Source organism: Clostridium hydrogeniformans DSM 21757 (assembly GCF_000686705.1).
Lineage (GTDB): Bacteria > Bacillota > Clostridia > Clostridiales > Clostridiaceae > Clostridium_Z > Clostridium_Z hydrogeniformans.
In genome coordinates this window covers 190,275-208,249 of record NZ_JMLJ01000008.1, presented here as the reverse complement: position 1 = coordinate 208,249, position 17,975 = coordinate 190,275, and the positions used below count along the sequence as shown (strand labels likewise).

The 17,975-nt window shown below is 28.7% G+C and carries 13 protein-coding genes, 2 tRNA genes and 1 pseudogene; 3 read left to right on the top strand and 13 right to left on the bottom strand.

Annotation, left to right across the window (positions count from 1 at the left end; genetic code table 11):
* Positions 1 to 51 precede the first annotated feature (51 nt).
* Positions 52 to 642: a hypothetical protein gene (locus tag BR69_RS0106255; protein ID WP_027632420.1), complete on the top strand. Its 591-nt coding sequence runs from the start codon at positions 52 to 54 to the stop codon at positions 640 to 642.
* A 486-nt stretch (positions 643 to 1,128) separates the two neighbouring features.
* Positions 1,129 to 2,316: a CapA family protein gene (locus tag BR69_RS0106250; RefSeq protein WP_027632419.1), complete on the top strand. Its 1,188-nt coding sequence runs from the start codon at positions 1,129 to 1,131 to the stop codon at positions 2,314 to 2,316.
* Positions 2,317 to 2,530: 214 nt separating this feature from the next.
* Here the strand turns inward: BR69_RS0106250 and BR69_RS0106245 are convergent, their stop codons facing one another.
* On the bottom strand, positions 2,531 to 2,725 hold the full coding sequence (locus BR69_RS0106245; protein ID WP_027632418.1) for an alpha/beta-type small acid-soluble spore protein: 195 nt from the start codon (positions 2,723 to 2,725) through the stop codon (positions 2,531 to 2,533).
* A 253-nt stretch (positions 2,726 to 2,978) separates the two neighbouring features.
* On the bottom strand, positions 2,979 to 4,592 hold the full coding sequence (locus tag BR69_RS0106240; protein WP_027632417.1) for a beta-N-acetylhexosaminidase: 1,614 nt from the start codon (positions 4,590 to 4,592) through the stop codon (positions 2,979 to 2,981).
* A 342-nt stretch (positions 4,593 to 4,934) separates the two neighbouring features.
* Between BR69_RS0106240 and BR69_RS22160 the strand changes: the two are divergent.
* Positions 4,935 to 5,549: pseudogene (locus BR69_RS22160) on the top strand (histidine phosphatase family protein).
* Between the two features lie 152 nt (positions 5,550 to 5,701).
* Here the strand turns inward: BR69_RS22160 and BR69_RS0106225 are convergent.
* From BR69_RS0106225 to polA, 11 genes are all read right to left on the bottom strand, one after another.
* Positions 5,702 to 7,177, bottom strand: coding sequence for a protein adenylyltransferase SelO (locus BR69_RS0106225; protein WP_027632415.1), 1,476 nt, complete (start codon positions 7,175 to 7,177; stop codon positions 5,702 to 5,704).
* Positions 7,178 to 7,636: 459 nt separating this feature from the next.
* On the bottom strand, positions 7,637 to 8,167 hold the full coding sequence (locus BR69_RS0106220) for a GNAT family N-acetyltransferase (RefSeq protein WP_027632414.1): 531 nt from the start codon (positions 8,165 to 8,167) through the stop codon (positions 7,637 to 7,639).
* Between the two features lie 59 nt (positions 8,168 to 8,226).
* Complete coding sequence (locus BR69_RS0106215) at positions 8,227 to 9,618, bottom strand: HAMP domain-containing sensor histidine kinase (protein ID WP_027632413.1); 1,392 nt, start codon at positions 9,616 to 9,618, stop codon at positions 8,227 to 8,229.
* Positions 9,600 to 10,283, bottom strand: a complete 684-nt coding sequence (locus BR69_RS0106210; protein WP_027632412.1) for a response regulator transcription factor — start codon at positions 10,281 to 10,283, stop codon at positions 9,600 to 9,602. The genes BR69_RS0106215 and BR69_RS0106210 overlap by 19 nt, the downstream gene beginning before the upstream one ends.
* A 35-nt stretch (positions 10,284 to 10,318) precedes the next feature.
* On the bottom strand, positions 10,319 to 11,074 hold the full coding sequence (locus tag BR69_RS0106205) for an ABC transporter ATP-binding protein (RefSeq protein WP_034849441.1): 756 nt from the start codon (positions 11,072 to 11,074) through the stop codon (positions 10,319 to 10,321).
* Between the two features lie 11 nt (positions 11,075 to 11,085).
* Entirely contained in the window at positions 11,086 to 13,413 is a 2,328-nt protein-coding gene (locus BR69_RS0106200; RefSeq protein ID WP_027632410.1) for an ABC transporter permease, read from the bottom strand.
* A gap of 164 nt (positions 13,414 to 13,577) precedes the next feature.
* Positions 13,578 to 13,661, bottom strand: a tRNA-Leu gene (locus BR69_RS0106195).
* A 20-nt stretch (positions 13,662 to 13,681) separates the two neighbouring features.
* Positions 13,682 to 13,767, bottom strand: a tRNA-Leu gene (locus BR69_RS0106190).
* Between the two features lie 69 nt (positions 13,768 to 13,836).
* The gene (locus tag BR69_RS0106185; RefSeq protein WP_027632409.1) at positions 13,837 to 14,397 is read right to left on the bottom strand and encodes a lytic transglycosylase domain-containing protein; all 561 of its coding nucleotides are present in this window, start codon (positions 14,395 to 14,397) and stop codon (positions 13,837 to 13,839) included.
* A gap of 20 nt (positions 14,398 to 14,417) precedes the next feature.
* A complete protein-coding gene (gene coaE / locus BR69_RS0106180) occupies positions 14,418 to 15,017 on the bottom strand; it encodes a dephospho-CoA kinase (RefSeq protein WP_027632408.1) in 600 nt (199 codons plus the stop codon).
* 12 nt (positions 15,018 to 15,029) lie between these two features.
* On the bottom strand, positions 15,030 to 17,627 hold the full coding sequence (gene polA / locus BR69_RS0106175) for a DNA polymerase I (protein ID WP_027632407.1): 2,598 nt from the start codon (positions 17,625 to 17,627) through the stop codon (positions 15,030 to 15,032).
* Positions 17,628 to 17,975 lie beyond the last annotated feature (348 nt).

Sequence of the window (17,975 nt, the reverse complement as noted above, 5' to 3'; positions counted from 1 at the left end):
CCAAAAGCATATGAATATACTGACCATAAGAATAATATTAAGAGGTTTATTATGACTAGAAGACAAGGATTTTCTTTAACATGGACTGAAAATATGGAGAAATATCTAAAAGAAGGTGAGGTTCTTGGTCATGGTAATAATGGTATTGTGTATCTCCTTCCTAGTGGAAAGGTTATGAAGATATTTGGCAGAAAAAAAGTATGTGATGATGAATATTATATTCTAAAAAAAGCTTGCAAAAAAAGTTCTAACTTCCCTAAAGTATACGAGAGTGGTGAAAACTACATAATAAGAGATTATGTAGATGGAAAACGACTTGATAAATATTTAAAAAAACATAAACTTGATAAAGTACTTTCTATTAACTTAATAAAACTTATAAAAGAATTTGAAAAGCTTGGTTTTAAAAAATTAGATATCCGTTGTAAAGATTTATATGTTCAAAAGGATTTGACCTTAAAGGTTATTGATCCTAAACAATCTTACAAAAAAAATGTACCCTACCCTAGACACCTTATGAAAGGAATTGAGAAAAAAGGACAATTACCTATATTTTTAAATATTCTTAAAGAATATGATAAGGAATTATATGATTTCTGGAGTTTTAGAATATATCAATATTTAGTATTAAACATAAAGTAAGGCTACAATTAAGAGTAAGGATTTTTCCTCTCTCTTCATTGTAGTTTAACCTATTCTAGATTCTATAACTTTAATTTTTACTTAATGCTAAAGTTATTAGAGTTATAAAGTCTTGAATAAAGTAAACTAAAACCTTTTAATAGACTTCTTCATACTCTTAAGAAGCTATTGAAAGGTTTTATATTTATAGTAAATTTAAGACTTTATCCGTTGAATAAGTATAAAGATTATATTAAAATTAACTTAGTTTATTATTCTAATTTAATCTTTAAAATAGACAATTTTAAATTCATACTTATATTTTAATAAAGTGATCTAATTATAATTAAAAGTCTTATTATGTACTTGTATTAATATAGTTTATAAAAAATAAAATCTAATATTTATACTATTATAATATTGAGTTTTATTTTCACAAATTATTCTAAGTTATATAAAAGATATTTTAAAAATTTAAGTAAGCTATTACTTAGAAAGGGGATTAAATTGAGGAGAAGAAGGCGTAACTCTAAGAAATTCAAAATAAGAAGAATAGGTTTTGCAACTTTTTCAATTATAATACTTATATTATCTGTATATTCATTTAGTAAATTATTTTATTCTAATAAGTCCAATGGAAATAATCCAGTAACAGAACCAAAAGATAATGCTACTACTACAGTAAACCCTACCCCTACTACAGATGATAAACCAAAAGAAAAAGACTTAGAAAAAAAAGAAATTTTACTTTCTGCTGCTGGCGACTGTACATTAGGTACAGATACTAACTTCGCCAAATCTACAAGTCTTCCTACAATGCTTCAGAATCAAGGGAATGATTATACTTATTTTATGAAAAATGTAGAACATATATTTAAAAATGACGATTATACTTTAGTAAATTTAGAAACCACTTTTACTGATGCAACTAAAAAAGCAAATAAGGGGTCTGGTACAGTCTTTCATTTTAAAGGTTCAAAGGATTTTGTAAATATACTCACTTCTTCTAGTATTGAAGGAGTCACTCTATCAAATAATCACATATATGATTATGGAAAACAGGGCTTTGATGATACTGTGGAGGTTCTTAAAAATGCTAAGGTAGACTTTTGTGGAGAAGGTTTTAAAATATTAAAAGATATTAAAGGAGTAAAATTTGGATTTCTTGGATACCAAGGTTGGAGTGATACAGAAAAACTAAGAAATACAATAAAAAAAGATATTGATGAGTTAAAAGAGAATGGAGCAACTGTTATAATTCCATATTTTCATTGGGGAATAGAGAGTCAGTTTAAACCTATAGATACTCAAGTGAATTTAGCTAGATTTTCAATAGACAGTGGAGCTCATATGGTTCTTGGTTCTCATCCTCATGTTATACAAACCATGGAGAATTATAAAGGTAAATTAATAGCCTACTCCTTATCTAATTTTAGCTTTGGAGGAAATTCTAATCCTAGAGAAAAAAGAACTTTTATTTTACAAACAAAATTTAATATTCAAGGTAATGAGCTTAAGGATTATACCTTTAAGGTAATTCCAGCATCTATATCTTCTGTAGATTATAAAAATGACTATTGCCCAACCCCTGTTGAAGGAGATAAAAAAGATTCCTTATTAAAATTTATGAATGATCTATCTCCAACTCTTAATGGGTCTATTAAAGATGAATTTACTGAATTAAATAATAGCTAAAGTCATAATCACAAGTAAAATGAAAACTTAAGCCTCTTATTCTTTTTTAGAATACTATGAACTTTAAGTATAATATTTATATATATTTAAAATCTATATAAAACAGGAGCTAGTATTACCTATAAGGTATTACTAGCTCCTATCAATTATTCTTATGACTTATTTATATTAATGCATCAAGTTAATTCTTAGTACATCAATAATTACTTATATTTTAAAGTCCTCTTTCGTAGCTTTCTACCATTCTTCTAACCATTTCTCCGCCAACACTTCCATTTTGTCTAGAAGTAAGGTTTCCTTTGTCTGCATTCTCATAGTTTTGTATTCCAACCTCTGTTGCAACTTCATTCTTTAATGTGTTTAAACCCTTCTTTGCTTCTGGTACTAAAGTTCTATTGTAACTAGCCATATTAGTTTCCTCCTTAAAATTTTATTTTAATTATTATTTGCCGGCATTAATATGTTAACCGTTCTAGTAAATAATAATCTATAAAAATCTTAGCATAACTAGCATTAAAATCTTCTATTGGATAATTTTAAGTTATATTTATATTTATCTCTTAATTTAAAAGAATGGCCGAGTTTTAAATTCTTGGCCATTTCCTTTCACTTTTTGTATCTCTTTTATTAAAATCCTACTATAAGATATAACTATTTTAAAATCATTTCTTTTTACTTCTCCATATAGTACTATCATTGTAGTAATTTATTCCCTGATTTTTCATTCTCTCTCCATGTTTTTCTAGCCTACTCTTATACTCTATCCACTCTCTAGCATTTTTAGGTGTCCATCCTATTTCAGCATAACCTAATAGTCTTGGATATATCATATAATCCATAGCCTTAGTATCTTCAATTGTTTCTGTCCATAATGGAGCTTCTATGCCTAGAACTAATTCCTTGGGAGCATAGTCTGTAGGATCCCACTTATATGCAGTTTCTACTGGAATATATCCTGCCCAATTTAATCCATATGGAGTGTTCTCATCATACTTCATATCTAAATAAGCTTTTTTTGCAATAGAAATAATCATTTTCATATTCTTTTCTCTAGCTGCTGCATTGGAATCTTTCCAATTTTGAAGTATAACACTTGAATTAATTTGAGGTGAGGTATCAATTGGATCCCATCCAATTGCAGTTTTTCCATACTTCTCAACTATTTTAGATACCCTTCCTACAAAATAATCATAATCTTCCTTTTTAGTACTATCTGCTTCATCTCCCCCTATATGAATATATTTTGAAGGTGATATTTCAGAGACTTCTTTAATTACATCCTCAATAAATCCATAGGTTTTTTCATCGTGAGTCATAAAGGAACTAAAACCTACATTTGTACCTGTATATAATGGTTTCTTCTTACCATCCTCATTTAAGAATCCATAAGAAGCTAAAGCTGCATTGCTATGGCCTGGCATATCAAATTCAGGAACTATTTCCACATACCTCTCAGCAGCATATTTAACTATATCCTTAAATTCTTCTTGAGTATAATATCCTCCTGGTCCACCGCCTACCTCTGTACTTCCTCCTATCTTCGTTAAATCTGGCCATTTCTTTATTTCTAATCTCCAGCCTTGATCATCACTAAGATGTAAATGAACCCTATTTATTTTATATTGTGCCGCTAAATCTATTTGACGCTTAATTTCATCTACAGTAAAGAAGTGTCTAGCCACGTCAATCATTAATCCTCTATAGGCATGTTCTGGCTTATCATCTATTGTAGCAGCTGGGACACTCCATTCTATATTAGTTACTAATGTATTTTTTTCAATATCTGCTGGTAATAGTTGTCTTAAAGTTTGCACTGCCCTTGAAAGACCCTCTGGTTTATTTGCTATAATTTTAATATTTTCTGGGGTTATTATTATTGTATAGCCTTCACTTCCCTTATCTTTAGCTCCTCCTATAGTAGTTAAATATATACTGCCTGGTGGAGGATTATCTCCTTTAATAATATTTAAATCAAATCCTGTGGAAGGTTTTAGTTTTCCTTTTAAAAATTCAGCAATTTTATTAATTTCTTCTGTTTCCTCTTCAGTGTTTCCCTTCACATAAATTGGAGTATCTTTTTTTAGAATAAATTTCCCTTCTCCCTTTTTATAACTTAAAGGTTTTGGAATAATAATATTACTCCCATCCTCTACCGCAAAAGTCGGATTAGTTTTATTGATCTCTTTAAAACTTATAGCAAAGGAAAACATGACTAGTATTAAAAACACCATACTTATAGATATAGATTTCCAATGGATATTAGGTTTATTTTTCATTAGTTCACCATCCTTAAATATTTTAAAATATAAGTCTAATTACATGTATGTATGGAAAACACTCTAAAACCTTCATTATTATTTTATAACCTAAAATCAATAGTATATACATCAAAAGATAGAGTCATAGAGTCATTAAAACCTAGAATACAGTGATTGTAATAAGGAACTTAAAAATAATACCGCTATTCTGTTAGGGAAACTTGCTTCAAAGCAAATAAGTTCCAACCAATATATGGTATAATAATCACAGCTCTCAACTATAAAATATTACAAACCAATGTTTACTAACTTGAAACTACAGTTCACTTTAAATAAAAAAATTAATTTAGGGGTGGGTCAATGAATATTTATTTATTAAGACACGGACAAACTAATTTGAATAGAGATGGAAAATTTCAAGGTGCTGCTGATAAAGATTTAAATGAATTTGGAAAAATTCAAGCGGAATTATTAGGAAAGAGAATACAGAAATATAATATAGATATTATATACTCAAGTGATTTGAAAAGAGTTATAGAAACCTCCAAAATAATAAACAGTTATGTAAACACAGATATTATTATTAAAAAAGAATTAAGAGAGATTAATATGGGTTCATGGGATACATTAACTATGGAAGAGAGATATACCACTGATGAAGATTATGCATAAGAGTGGCATAAGCATTTAGCAGATTTGCCTTATCCTGATGGCGAATGCGGTGAAGACGTTCGCACTAGAGTAATGAAAGTTATAGATGATATAAAAAAACAGCAATATGAAAATGTTGTAATAGTAACTTCTGGAGGCACCATTGCAATACTTTTATGTGAATTTTTAGATTTAGAACAGTATAAGAGATTTGGTATAGAGATTGACAATTGCAGCATCAGCATTGTAAAGTATGATATTTTAAATAATAACCTAACTATAAAGTGTATTAATGATACTGGACATTTAGAAGATTTGGTTTAATAAAGAATATTTTTATGACTATACGTAAAAAAGATAGAATTTTAAGTCTAAAGATCAATTTATATATCTTACTATAAAAATATTAATAATGAGCAAGGTAAGGGGTTATATTAAACCCCTTACCTTATTAATTATTAATCTTAATTTTTATATTAGGTTCCACAATAAGTTTTATATTTGCAACTTGATGTCTCAGGTAATGTAGAATAATAATCCTGCTCTTTAGAATATGAATAAGGTTTTGAAAGTGCCTTTAAAAGTCCCTCCATAACACTATAGTCTCCTTGGTCTGCAGCAGCCTCTAGTGCTTCTTCTACCCTATGGTTACGTGGAATTACTGATGGATTATTATTTTTCATAAGTTCTCTTGAATCTTCCTCTGATTTTTCTTGTCTTTTTAATCTCTCTTGCCATAAATCATACCATTTCTCAAATTCTACTGTACCAGATAGTGCTATATCTTCTTTCTTAGAAATGGTTAAATCACGAAAAGTATTAGTATAGTCCGCCTCATATTTTTGCATAGTGCTTAAAAGTCCTTCAATAAGATATTCATCCTCAGCTTCTTCATTAAAGATACCAAGCTTTCTTCTCATGCCAGAAATCCAATTATTCTTATACTGATTAGGAAAATCTGCAATAGCATCATTGGCTATATTAACTGCCTCATTTTGATTAATATGAAGTAATGGTAATAGAGTTTCAGCAAATCTTGCAAGATTCCATCCAGCAATATTAGGTTGATTAAAGTAAGCATATCTTCCATGAATATCTATAGAACTAAATACAGTTCTAGGATCATAAGTATCCATAAAAGCACAAGGACCATAATCAATAGTTTCTCCACTAATTGCCATATTGTCAGTGTTCATTACCCCATGAATAAATCCAACTAGTTGCCACTTTGCAATAAGATCTGCTTGTTTTTTTATTGCCTCTTTAAGTAAGAAAATATATGGATTCCCACTATAATTCTCCTCTTTAAAATGTCTTTTTAATGTATAATCTGCTAAGGCTCTAATGTCTTCTACTGTCCCCCAATTAGCAGCATACTGGAATGTTCCAACACGTATATGACTAGCAGCTATACGAGTGAGTATTGCTCCTGGAAGCTTAGTTTCTCTTATTATTGATTCACCTGTTGTAACCACAGCTAAACTACGAGTGGTAGGAATCCCTAATCCATTCATTGCCTCACTTATAATATATTCTCTTAGCATTGGACCTAATGATGCTTTTCCATCTCCACCCCTAGAATATGGAGTTCTACCAGAACCTTTAAGCTGAATATCAACTCTCTCTCCCTTCGGTGTTATATGTTCCCCTATAAGCATAGCTCTTCCATCGCCTAACATAGTAAAGTTTCCAAATTGATGTCCTGCATATGCCTCAGCAATGGGAGTAGCACCTTCTGGAATTTTATTTCCTGAAAGTATATCTACTCCATTGTCACTTTGTAGTGCCTTAGCATTTAACCCCAAGGATTCTATTAATGGATAATTCAATACTGCTATCTTTGGTGATGGTACATGTCCTAAGATTTGATTAGTAAAAAATATTTTTGGAAGGTTAGCATAGGTGTTTTCTAAATTTAAGCCTGCTTCTATTATTACTTCTCTCTCTTTCATTAGTATCTCCTTTTCTCATTTTTATTTTTATATAGTGTTTTACATAAAATAAAAGTCATATTATATAGAATTTTTCAAATATAAAATTTTGTAGCAACTTAACTCTTTTTAGTTTACACTTCTAAAAATTTATTATTCTATAATATAACTTTAGTAACCTCATCTTTGATGCTATATAAATTTATATGAAACTAATTTATTATAAAAATCTGTATAACCTAAAATAAATGTAAGTATATTTAATTTGTATACATTAGTCATTAATATATTTTATGTCTTAATTGATAGATTATATATTTAATATATTTTAATTTCAAGTTTTATTATTTTTATAAAATAAGATAGACTAATCGTTAGTCTATCTATCTGTTTTTTCTTATCTTTTTTAGTTTTAACTATCGAAACTTTAAGGTTTTTCTCTATTATTTTCTATATTAAATAAAGTTCCTATTGTTAATATTATTGAAAGAATTCCTTAGCATACACTACAGTGCCATTTACATATTGAAGTGAATTTTTTTCTAGTTCAATTGCCATAAAGTTCTCACTTGGAACTTCAAATTGTGCTTTAATTCCAAACTTTAAGGCTTCCTCAAATCCAAAACGTGGATAATATTTATTACTACCCAGTACTACAACTGATTTGTATCCTAAATCTTTTGCTCTCTTTAAACCTTCATTGATTAGCTTACTTCCAATACCCTTATTTTGATAGTCTGGTAATACTGAAAGTGGTGCTAAGGCTAAAGATTCATGTTTTGTATCTCTATTTTCTATAACTATCTTTGTAAACATAATATGTCCTACTATAATTCCATGATCTAAGGCTACTAATGAAAGTTCTGAAATATAATTTTCAGATTTCCTAAGTCTATTTACTAAATTATGTTCCTCTCCATCTGAATGTTCAGCACATTCAAATGCTTTTTTTATTAACATATATACCTTATTATTGTCCTCATTATCTTCTTTTCTAATAATTATTTCCATAAACTATACCAACTTTCTACTTCTCATATTATTTAAAACTTTTTATATTTCTTAAAAATCTATATTTTAGGTATGGTAAAACTAATAATAGTCCCCTCCTCAAAGGAAGATGAACATTTTATGGTTCCTCCATGGAACTCCACTATATACTTAGCTATAGAAAGACCAAGACCTGAACCAGGTATATTAGTATTCCTATACTTTTCTCCTCTATAAAACTTATTAAAAACAAAAGGGATATCCTCTATACCAATACCACTTCCGAAATCCTTAATATTTATAGTAATTTTAGATATATCTTCATCTATTAAAACTTCAATATTTTCTCCTGATTTAGAGTATTTTATGGAATTTGTAATAATATTATTTATAACTTGGTTTATTCTTATTGTATCTATAAAAACTAAGGTCCTTGGAACTACTCCTTTAACAATTAATTTCATATTATAATTAGCTACATCAATAGATAAATCCTCCAAAGTTTCTATTAGGTAGTCATCAAAATATACCTCTCTTCTCTCCATTTTCATCTCATTTAATTCTGTCTTTGATTGTTCTAATATATCATCTATTAATTTTGAAAGTTCTTTAGACTTCTTTAATATAATATTTGAATATCTTTTTATCCCCTCTTCATCTTTTACAATTCCATCTCGTATGCCTTCAATATATCCTGAAATAGAGGAAAGTGGTGTTTTTAAATCATGGGAAATACAAGCTAATAATTCTTTTTCATTTCTTTTAAGCTCTTCTTCCTTCTCTTTCGAGTGCTTTATTTCGTCTCTCATAGCTTCAAAGTCATGACAGAACTCTCCAACTTCCCCATGATAGTCATAGATTATTTTACTATTATAATTTCCATTTAATATAGCTCTTGCACTACTATGAATCTCCCTAATTGGATTTATTATATCAATTTGTACAAATTTATTTACCTTAAAAATTAATATTCCTATTAAAAATAAAAGTAACCACAAAGGTACAAATTCCCTATTTCCCTCTCCATACTTTAGTACCATTTGTGGTAAATCTATAATTATAGTGCCTTCTTGAAGTCCATCAATAACTAAAGGAGTACTATATCTAATTAGCCCTTGATTATTTTTTATAAACACATTATCATACCCTATTTGGGTTTCAATATTTATCTTTTCTCCTTTTACAAAATCATCTATTGAAGAAAAGATAACTTCACCATTTAAATTTATAACTACATAATTATAAAAATCACTCTTCATATAATAATTGTTTTCTTTAAACATTTCTTTAACTAAATCTCTTTGATTTGAAGTTTCTATTCTTAATGGATTAGATGTATCTATTTTTTCACTCTTTTTATTTAGCATTAAAATAGAATATATGAGAGATAACACAATGATGATATATATTGCCCATGTGAGTATAGCAACCCTTTTACCTATATACCCTTTCTTTATTCTATTATTTCCCACTTATACCCTACTCCCCATATTGTCTTTATTGATTTTTCACCATATTCTCCAAGCTTCTCTCTTAGCCTTTTAACGTATACAGCAATGGTGTTTTCATCCATATACTCACTATATCCCCATACATGTTCGTATATCTGAGATTTTGAAAACACCTGTGAATGATTAGATGTAAAAAAGTCTAATATTTGAAATTCTTTAGAGGTTAATAATATTTCCTTATCCTTTAATATAGCCTTGTACCCCTTGGAGTCTACTATCAAATCTCCAAACTTTTTTACATCTAAGGGTATATCACTAGAGAATGAAGTATACCTTCTTATATGAGCCTTTACCCTTGCAACTAATTCCATGGGAGAAAAAGGTTTTGTCATATAGTCATCTGCTCCTATTCCTAATGTTAGTATCTTATCCATATCTCCACTTTTAGCTGATAACATAAGTATTGGCATCTTTGATATTCTTCTTATTCTTTTACAAACCTCAACACCATCTAAAAGTGGGAGCATAATATCTAGAATAATGAGTTTTATCATAGGATCATTAGCAAGTTCTACACCTTTTAGACCATCATTAGCTCTTAATACATGAAATCCATTTATCTCTAAATAGTCTTTTATTAGGTTTCCTAAATCATTATCATCTTCAATTACCAAAATCGTATCCATGATTTCACTCCCCCCACTTTTATTATAACATTATTTTACCATCCTCTACTTTTTATAAATTCAAAGATTTTCTTTTCTCTACTCTCTGAATCTTTTTCATTATATCTTCCTAAGGATAAATCCCCATCAATTCTTCCATCCTTTAAATAGACTAATCTACTAGCTCTTGATGCTGCCTTTAAATCATGGGTTACCATTACTATAGATTGTCCTTCTTCATTCAATTCTGTAAGTATATCTAATACCTTAGCCCCAGTTGAAGAATTAAGGGCTCCTGTAGGTTCATCACCAAAGATCACCTTAGGGCTATTTATTAATGCTCTGGCAATTGCAACCCTTTGCTGCTGTCCTCCTGATATTTCTGAAGGGTATTTATTTTCTATATCCTTTATATCTAACCTTTCTAATAATTCATCTGTTCTTTTATTTACCTCTTTCTTATTTCTATTACTTAAGTAGCCACAATAAGTAATATTCTCTTTTACAGTTAAATCGTAAAGTAAATTTATACTTTGGAAAATAAATGATATATCATTACTTCTAATCCTTGTAGCTTCCTTTTCATGTATATTATTTATCTCTTTTCCTAAAAGCTCAACGCTACCTGCACTAGGGTAGTCCATGGTACCAATAGAATATAGCAATGTAGATTTTCCTGAACCTGAACTCCCCATTATTACAGTAAAGTCCTTTTCATATATATCTAAATTAATATTTTTTAATACATTATTTGATGTTTTGCCTAAAATAAATGATTTACATAAACCTCTGACTTTAATTATCCTTTCCATTAATTCTCCCCCTATTCTTCCATAAGCTCTACTGTGGATATTTTCTTTATATTAAACATTGTAATTATTGTTGTAACTATAGTTAAAATGGATATAAATAAGATGGTAATTACAACTTGATTCTGAGAAATAATTAATCCATCTATTTCCATCATAAGTATTTTAAACATAGGCTTTGATATAGTTGTATTTAAAGTAAATCCAACTAAGGCAGAAATAGTTGTAAGTATGATAATCCTATATAAGGTTCTCTTTAGAATATATATATTTGAAAACCCCAAAGATTTCATAATAGAATTATTTCTTCTGTTATCAGTATTATTCATCATTATAATATTTATAATATTTATAACACTAAACAATAATATTCCTAAAAGTATAATTGTTGTTATTGGCACAATTGTTTCAACCACTGACTTATTAGCTTGGACAACTACACTTGGACATATATCCATAGAAGATATTTCATATCTTTTGTTATAATGTTTTTTAAAATCTTCATAATCCATCTTATCTTTTAAAGTTACATTAATATTTAGGTTATCAAGGTTATTTCTACTTTCCTTAGGTATCACATCCAAAGTCATTCTCATACTATGGTTATTTGAAATCATACTAGCATATCTACCAGTTATAAGTAGTGACTTTTCTTCTCCTAATATTTTCACCTTAATATAATCTCCAATAGATAATTTAGCACCCTTTAAAATTTTATCTGTAACAGCAACTTCATTCTTAGATTTTGGATTTCTTCCTTCTAGAATAGATACATTAAAGCCTTCTCTATTATCATAATTATCATATAAACTAGTAGCAACTTGAGCATTTTGTATATTGTATTTAGAAATGTCTAAATATACAGCTTTACCTATATCTATTGAGGATTCTCTTACCCCTAAAACTCTTGAATCCTTCTTTATCTCATCTAGGGCTCTATTATAAGAACTATCTCCTGTAGGAAAATCTATTGTAATATCCCCTTGCAATATTCCAAATATATTCCATGCATTATATTCTGCATTATTCATAGAGTAATTTACAGTAACTAAAAAGGATGAAAGATACATTACAAAGGACAACACCATAACTATAATTAAGTTTTGCTTTCTATATTTAAAGATATCATTTATAGCCATAGAAAGAGGTGAAAATGCATCTTCAATCTTAGATTTCTTAAATTTTTCTTTAGATGAATTTACTCCAATTCTTAATGCCTCAACTGGCTTTATCTTTCTTAACCTTCTAAGCAAGAAAGATATATTAGCCATTAATATAAAGCTCATTAGAACTATTGTTAATCCTATAAATACAGTATTACTTACATCACTTATATATATACCAATATACTTAACAGATATCCTTACCATATAATTTATAAGAGTTATACTTAAAAAGCTTCCAAGGCTTATAGCTATAATTCCAACTATCCCGTAACTTTTCAAATATATATTTCTTATTTTCTTTGAGGTAAATCCTAAAGATTTATATATCCCTATAGATTTATACTCCTTTAAAATGTTATTCCATAAAATAAATCTTATTATTATAATGGATAAAATAAAGATTAACATTGCTGTACTCATACCTATAGCCCCTGTAATTATACTGGTAGCATTTGCTGAAAAAATAGTAATCCACTTATCATATATAATCCCTTCTACAGAACCCCCTATATAAGAAGTAAGTTCTAATATTGCATCATTACCCTCTTTAGATGAATCATATCCAATATATTTAGATTTCATAGGATTATTAAAAATCTTATAATCCTCATTATTTATATATAGATTATTATAAGAAGTCAAAGAACTTGGTGTTAAAGAATCATTTACTAAAGCCGATATTTTAAAACTTTTATAGTTTTCTCCATCTTTTATCCTTATTCTATCTCCTATATTTAAATTTTTATCATCAGCTAAAATATTAGTTACCCAAATACTGCCTTCACTTGGAGTATTTCTTTTCTCCCCTTTAGTTATTACCACATCCCATGGATGCTTTTTCTCACTTTCATAAGTTACTAAATTAGCCATTCCTAAGCCGAGATTTTTATCATCTAAAAATACTTGTCTATCTATCATAAGTCCCTTTGCATATCTTATATCATTTTCTTCTAGTTCTTTTTCTTTTATAAAATTCTCAATCTTTGATAGAATAGTTTCATTATAAGTTTGAACTACAATATCCTTTATATTCTCTCCTTTATAGTAGTTCTCAGTATGTTTTGAAACTGTACTTGTAAAACTTATAGATGTTGCAAATATAGATGAAGATACCATTAAAATAATAGATATTAGAATAAACTGAATCTTTTTCTGGGCAATTTTCTTTTTCCACATCTCTATCCCCTCCATAGTTTTATAATACAAATTACTTTTTAATATATTTATTTTAAATTCTTAATGAATTCTTAAATTCTAGTCTTATTTCTATATTCTAACATTTAATTATAAGAAAAAGGATACTGACTAAAAAGTCAGTATCCTTTTTTCTTATATTCTATTGGTGCAGATGAAGGGAGTCGAACCCCCACGCCTAAGGCGCTAGATCCTAAGTCTAGTGCGTCTGCCAATTCCGCCACATCTGCATAATATTTAATTTTTATAATGGTGCAGGTAATGGGATTTGAACCCATACGAGTATTCACTCGCCACCCCCTCAAGATGGTGCGTCTGCCGTTCCGCCACACCTGCATATTATATATATTATTATATAAACATCAGGTAATACTGTCAAGAAAAAAGTAGATAGAATAATACTATCTACTTTTTATCTAAGTCCTTATATAAAAACTTGTATATTTTATAGTTTACATCTACCTTCTTTACATACTTATCTGTTTCCTTAAAGGGAATGAATTCTAAGGTTACTCCATCCTTTGAATATCTATCATCTTTAAGCCATTTATTCACATTTCCTCTTCCTGCATTATAAGCAGCTAACACTAAATTGCTATCATATTTAAATTCTTTGTTTAAGTTTTCTAAATACCAACATCCCATGGATATATTTCTCTCCGGATTATTTAAGTCCTCTATATTAAAATCTTTTATACCCATTTCCTTAGCCACCCACTCTGCAGTGCTATCAGTAAGTTGCATAAGTCCCATAGCATTCTTATTTGATTTAGCCTTAGGTCTAAAGCCACTCTCTGTTCTTATAACTGCTGCTACAAGATATGGATCTAAATCATACTTTTTAGAATACTCTACTATAGTATCTTTATATTTTAATGGATACATTATCCTAATGGCAAAGTACATCATGGATAATGATAAGATAAATATTGCTAGTATTAAAATAAGGCTTTTCATCTGCTTCATTTTTTATACCCCGCCTTCAATTATTTGCAGGAATTAAAGAAACTGGCAATTTCCATAACCTGATTTTTGGTCTCTTCTACGGATTCAGCGTTACTTATAACAAAATTAACCTCTTCTATTTTTTCTTCTAAGGACATTTGAGAATTAATTCTCATTAAAATATCATCACAATCCATATTATCTCTTTCTTTTATTCTTCTTATTTGAGTTTCCTTATCCACATATACTAATATATTATAATCCATATCTTTATGCAAAGAATTTTCTATAAGGGTTGGGGCATCTAAAATAATTATTTCTGCCCCTAAACCTTCATAGTCTTTAATCAATGAAAATATTCTTTTTTTAATATAAGGTATTATTATGTTCTCATATCTCATTCTTTCCTTAGGATACTTAAATATAAAGTTTCCAAATTCTCTTCTCTTTAATAGTCCATCCTCATCTAAAAACCCTTCTCCAAATTCCTTTCCTACTCTTTCAAGAATTTCTGGAAATAAAGAAAGCACTTCTCTTGCAATTAAATCTGCATCTATTATTGGAAAACCTATCTCTTTAAAAATAGCGGAAACAGTGCTTTTACCAGAGCCAATTCCTCCAGTTAGACCCACCTTCATCATAAAAACTTCCTCCTATTTTGCCTCGTACCAGTTTTCTCCAACATTTATATCCACTTCAAGTGGCACTTTAAGATCCATAACATTTTCCATTTCAACTTTTACTATTTCCTTAACTTTTTCAAGATCACCTTTATATACATTTAGTATTATTTCATCGTGAACTTGAAGTATTAATTCACTGTTAAGTTTTTCTTCCTTTAATCTATTAAATACCCTAACCATAGCAAGCTTTATAATATCAGCCGCGCTTCCTTGGATAGGAGCATTCATGGCTAATCTTTCTCCAAAGGATTTTACTATTTTATTTGAGGCCTTAATTTCTGGAATATATCTTCTTCTATTTATTATAGTTGATACATATCCATTTTCTCTGCCTTCATCTATTATATCTTTTAAATATTTTTCAACCTTTGGATATCTTTCAAAATATATATCCATATATTCTTTAGCTTCTTTTCTAGCTATCTTTAAGTCTTTAGCAAGACTAAAATCACTTATTCCATAAACTATTCCAAAGTTAACTGCCTTAGCTCTTCCTCTCATCAATGAAGTAACTTCATCTAGTGGCACATTAAATACCTCTGATGCTGTCTTTGTGTGTATGTCACTATGATTTTTAAAAGCGTTAATTAGATTATCATCCTCTGAAATATGAGCAAGAACTCTAAGCTCTATTTGTGAATAGTCTGCTGAAAGTATTACTGAATCCTTATTATATGGTACAAATACCTTTCTTATCTCCCTTCCCATCTCATACTTTATAGGTATATTCTGAAGGTTTGGTTCAGTACTTGATAGTCTTCCTGTGGTTGTTACAGTTTGATTAAAGGATGAGTGAATATTTCCATCCTCCTCTATAACATTCTTTAATCCTTCCACATAGGTTGAATATAACTTTGCAAGCTGTCTATAATATATTATTTTCTCTATTATAGGATGCTTATCTCCCAATGCTTCTAAAACTTCTGCATTGGTAGAATATCCGGTTTTGGTTTTCTTTATAACAGGTAAATCTAATTTTTCAAATAGTATTTTTCCTAGTTGTTTTGGAGAATTTATATTGAATTCCTCCTCAGATAAAGCAAATATCTCTTTTTGAGTCTTATCTATTTCCTCAGTGAATTTCTCTCCAAGGGTATCTAATATTTCCTTATTTACTTTAAATCCTAAGGATTCCATACTAGAAAGCACCTTTGTTAGTGGAAGTTCTATATCATATAAAAGCTTTTCCATATCACCTTCTAGTATCTTTTTATTTACTGCTTCATATAAATCTTTTAAATAGAAGGTTTCCTTCGCTCTTATCTCCCTATCTTCTCCTTCAACCTCTTTATGAAGATACTCATTTATTAACACCTTAGCTTCATAGTCTCCTTTAGATGCATCTACTAAATAGGCAGCCACCTTTACATCAAAAGTAAAACTTTTTAGCTCTATATTAATCTTCTCTAGGGCACTGTATGCATTTTTAACATCAAAACCTATTTTCTTAATATTTTCATCTTCTAAAATATTTTTTAGTTCTTTTAATACATTATTATCTATATTATTCATATTAATGAAATATACAATATCTTTAACCCTAATATACAATTCTTTTAAGGTTAACTCTGAATATTTTGAAGTTCCATCTATATTAAAGGACATATATAGACATTCATTTAAAGCTTCTTCTTTAAAACTATTAATATGCTCTAAGGTTTCTATGATCTTAATCTGAATATTTTCCTCTTCTTTTGATACCTGTGCCTTTGGTAGCTTATCTAGTAGGGATTTAAACTGTAATTTATAGAAAAGTTGTCTTACTCCTTCTATATCTAAATTCTTCTTAGACTTTATCTCTTCTAAATCAATTTCTACTGGAACCTCTGTCATTATAGTTGCAAGCTTTTTAGAAAATATAGCTTGCTCTCTATATTCCATAAGATTTTCTTTTAACTTTTTACCACTTATATTTTCTATGTTCTCTAAAACACCCTCTACACTTCCATAGGTCTTTATAAGTTTTATGGCAGTTTTTTCTCCAACGCCTGGAACTCCTGGTATGTTGTCTGAGGTATCTCCCATAAGTCCCTTAACATCTATAAACTCCTTAGGAGTAATTCCGTACTCTTCTACCATAGCATTTTCATCATATATTACTTTTTCTGTTATACCCTTTTTAGTTATTACTACCTTTATGTTCTTAGAGGCTAATTGAAGAGCATCCTTATCTCCAGTTACAATATACACTTCCATATTATTTTTTTCTGCATGATTTGCTAAAGTTCCTATTAAGTCGTCTGCCTCAAAACCATCTATTTCAAATATGTTTATATCCATAAGCTTTAACATATCTTTTACTATAGGGAACTGTTCTGCAAGCTCTGGCGGCATCTTCTTTCTTCCTGCCTTATAATCCTTATACTCCACATGTCTAAAAGTAGGTGCTTTCCTATCAAAAGTTGCTACCACATAATCTGGATTTATATCTTCCTTCATTTTAAAAAGCATGGATGTAAACCCAAGAACTGCATTGGTGTGAATTCCCTCACTATTGCTAAGTAAAGGTAAGGCATAATAAGCTCTATTCATAAGACTATTACTATCTAAAATTAATAACTTTTCCATATACTTCCTCCGAACTAAAAAATCACTTTTTATAAATATACATTATAAATCATAAAGCTAAAGTGATACCTATTCCATGATTACTTTTAATATTGTATTTATTTACATTCTTATCCTATATAAATAAATTTATTCTTACATATAATATATAAACTATTGTTATAGAATATCATTAGTAATCTTAATTATTTTTCTATACTATTAATTTACAAAAATCTACTAACTTTTAACTTCATAAAACTATAATACAACAACTTAGATAATTTTTAAACCAGTTATATATAAAAAAGACTTGTATTGACCTATTTGGTTTATACAAGTCTTTAATTTAATTTAATAGAATTATAA

Bases quoted from the DNA above. Each gene is read 5' to 3' on its own strand.
- BR69_RS0106255 (WP_027632420.1), top strand. From the start codon at position 52: ATGACTAGAAGACAAGGATTTTCTTTAACATGGACTGAAAATATGGAG.
- BR69_RS0106245 (WP_027632418.1), bottom strand. From the start codon at position 2,725: ATGGCTAGTTACAATAGAACTTTAGTACCAGAAGCAAAGAAGGGTTTA.
- BR69_RS0106240 (WP_027632417.1), bottom strand. From the start codon at position 4,592: ATGAAAAATAAACCTAATATCCATTGGAAATCTATATCTATAAGTATG.
- BR69_RS0106225 (WP_027632415.1), bottom strand. From the start codon at position 7,177: ATGAAAGAGAGAGAAGTAATAATAGAAGCAGGCTTAAATTTAGAAAAC.
- BR69_RS0106220 (WP_027632414.1), bottom strand. From the start codon at position 8,167: ATGGAAATAATTATTAGAAAAGAAGATAATGAGGACAATAATAAGGTA.
- BR69_RS0106210 (WP_027632412.1), bottom strand. From the start codon at position 10,283: ATGGATACGATTTTGGTAATTGAAGATGATAATGATTTAGGAAACCTA.
- BR69_RS0106205 (WP_034849441.1), bottom strand. From the start codon at position 11,074: ATGGAAAGGATAATTAAAGTCAGAGGTTTATGTAAATCATTTATTTTA.
- BR69_RS0106200 (WP_027632410.1), bottom strand. From the start codon at position 13,413: ATGTGGAAAAAGAAAATTGCCCAGAAAAAGATTCAGTTTATTCTAATA.
- BR69_RS0106185 (WP_027632409.1), bottom strand. From the start codon at position 14,397: ATGAAGCAGATGAAAAGCCTTATTTTAATACTAGCAATATTTATCTTA.
- coaE (WP_027632408.1), bottom strand. From the start codon at position 15,017: ATGATGAAGGTGGGTCTAACTGGAGGAATTGGCTCTGGTAAAAGCACT.
- polA (WP_027632407.1), bottom strand. From the start codon at position 17,627: ATGGAAAAGTTATTAATTTTAGATAGTAATAGTCTTATGAATAGAGCT.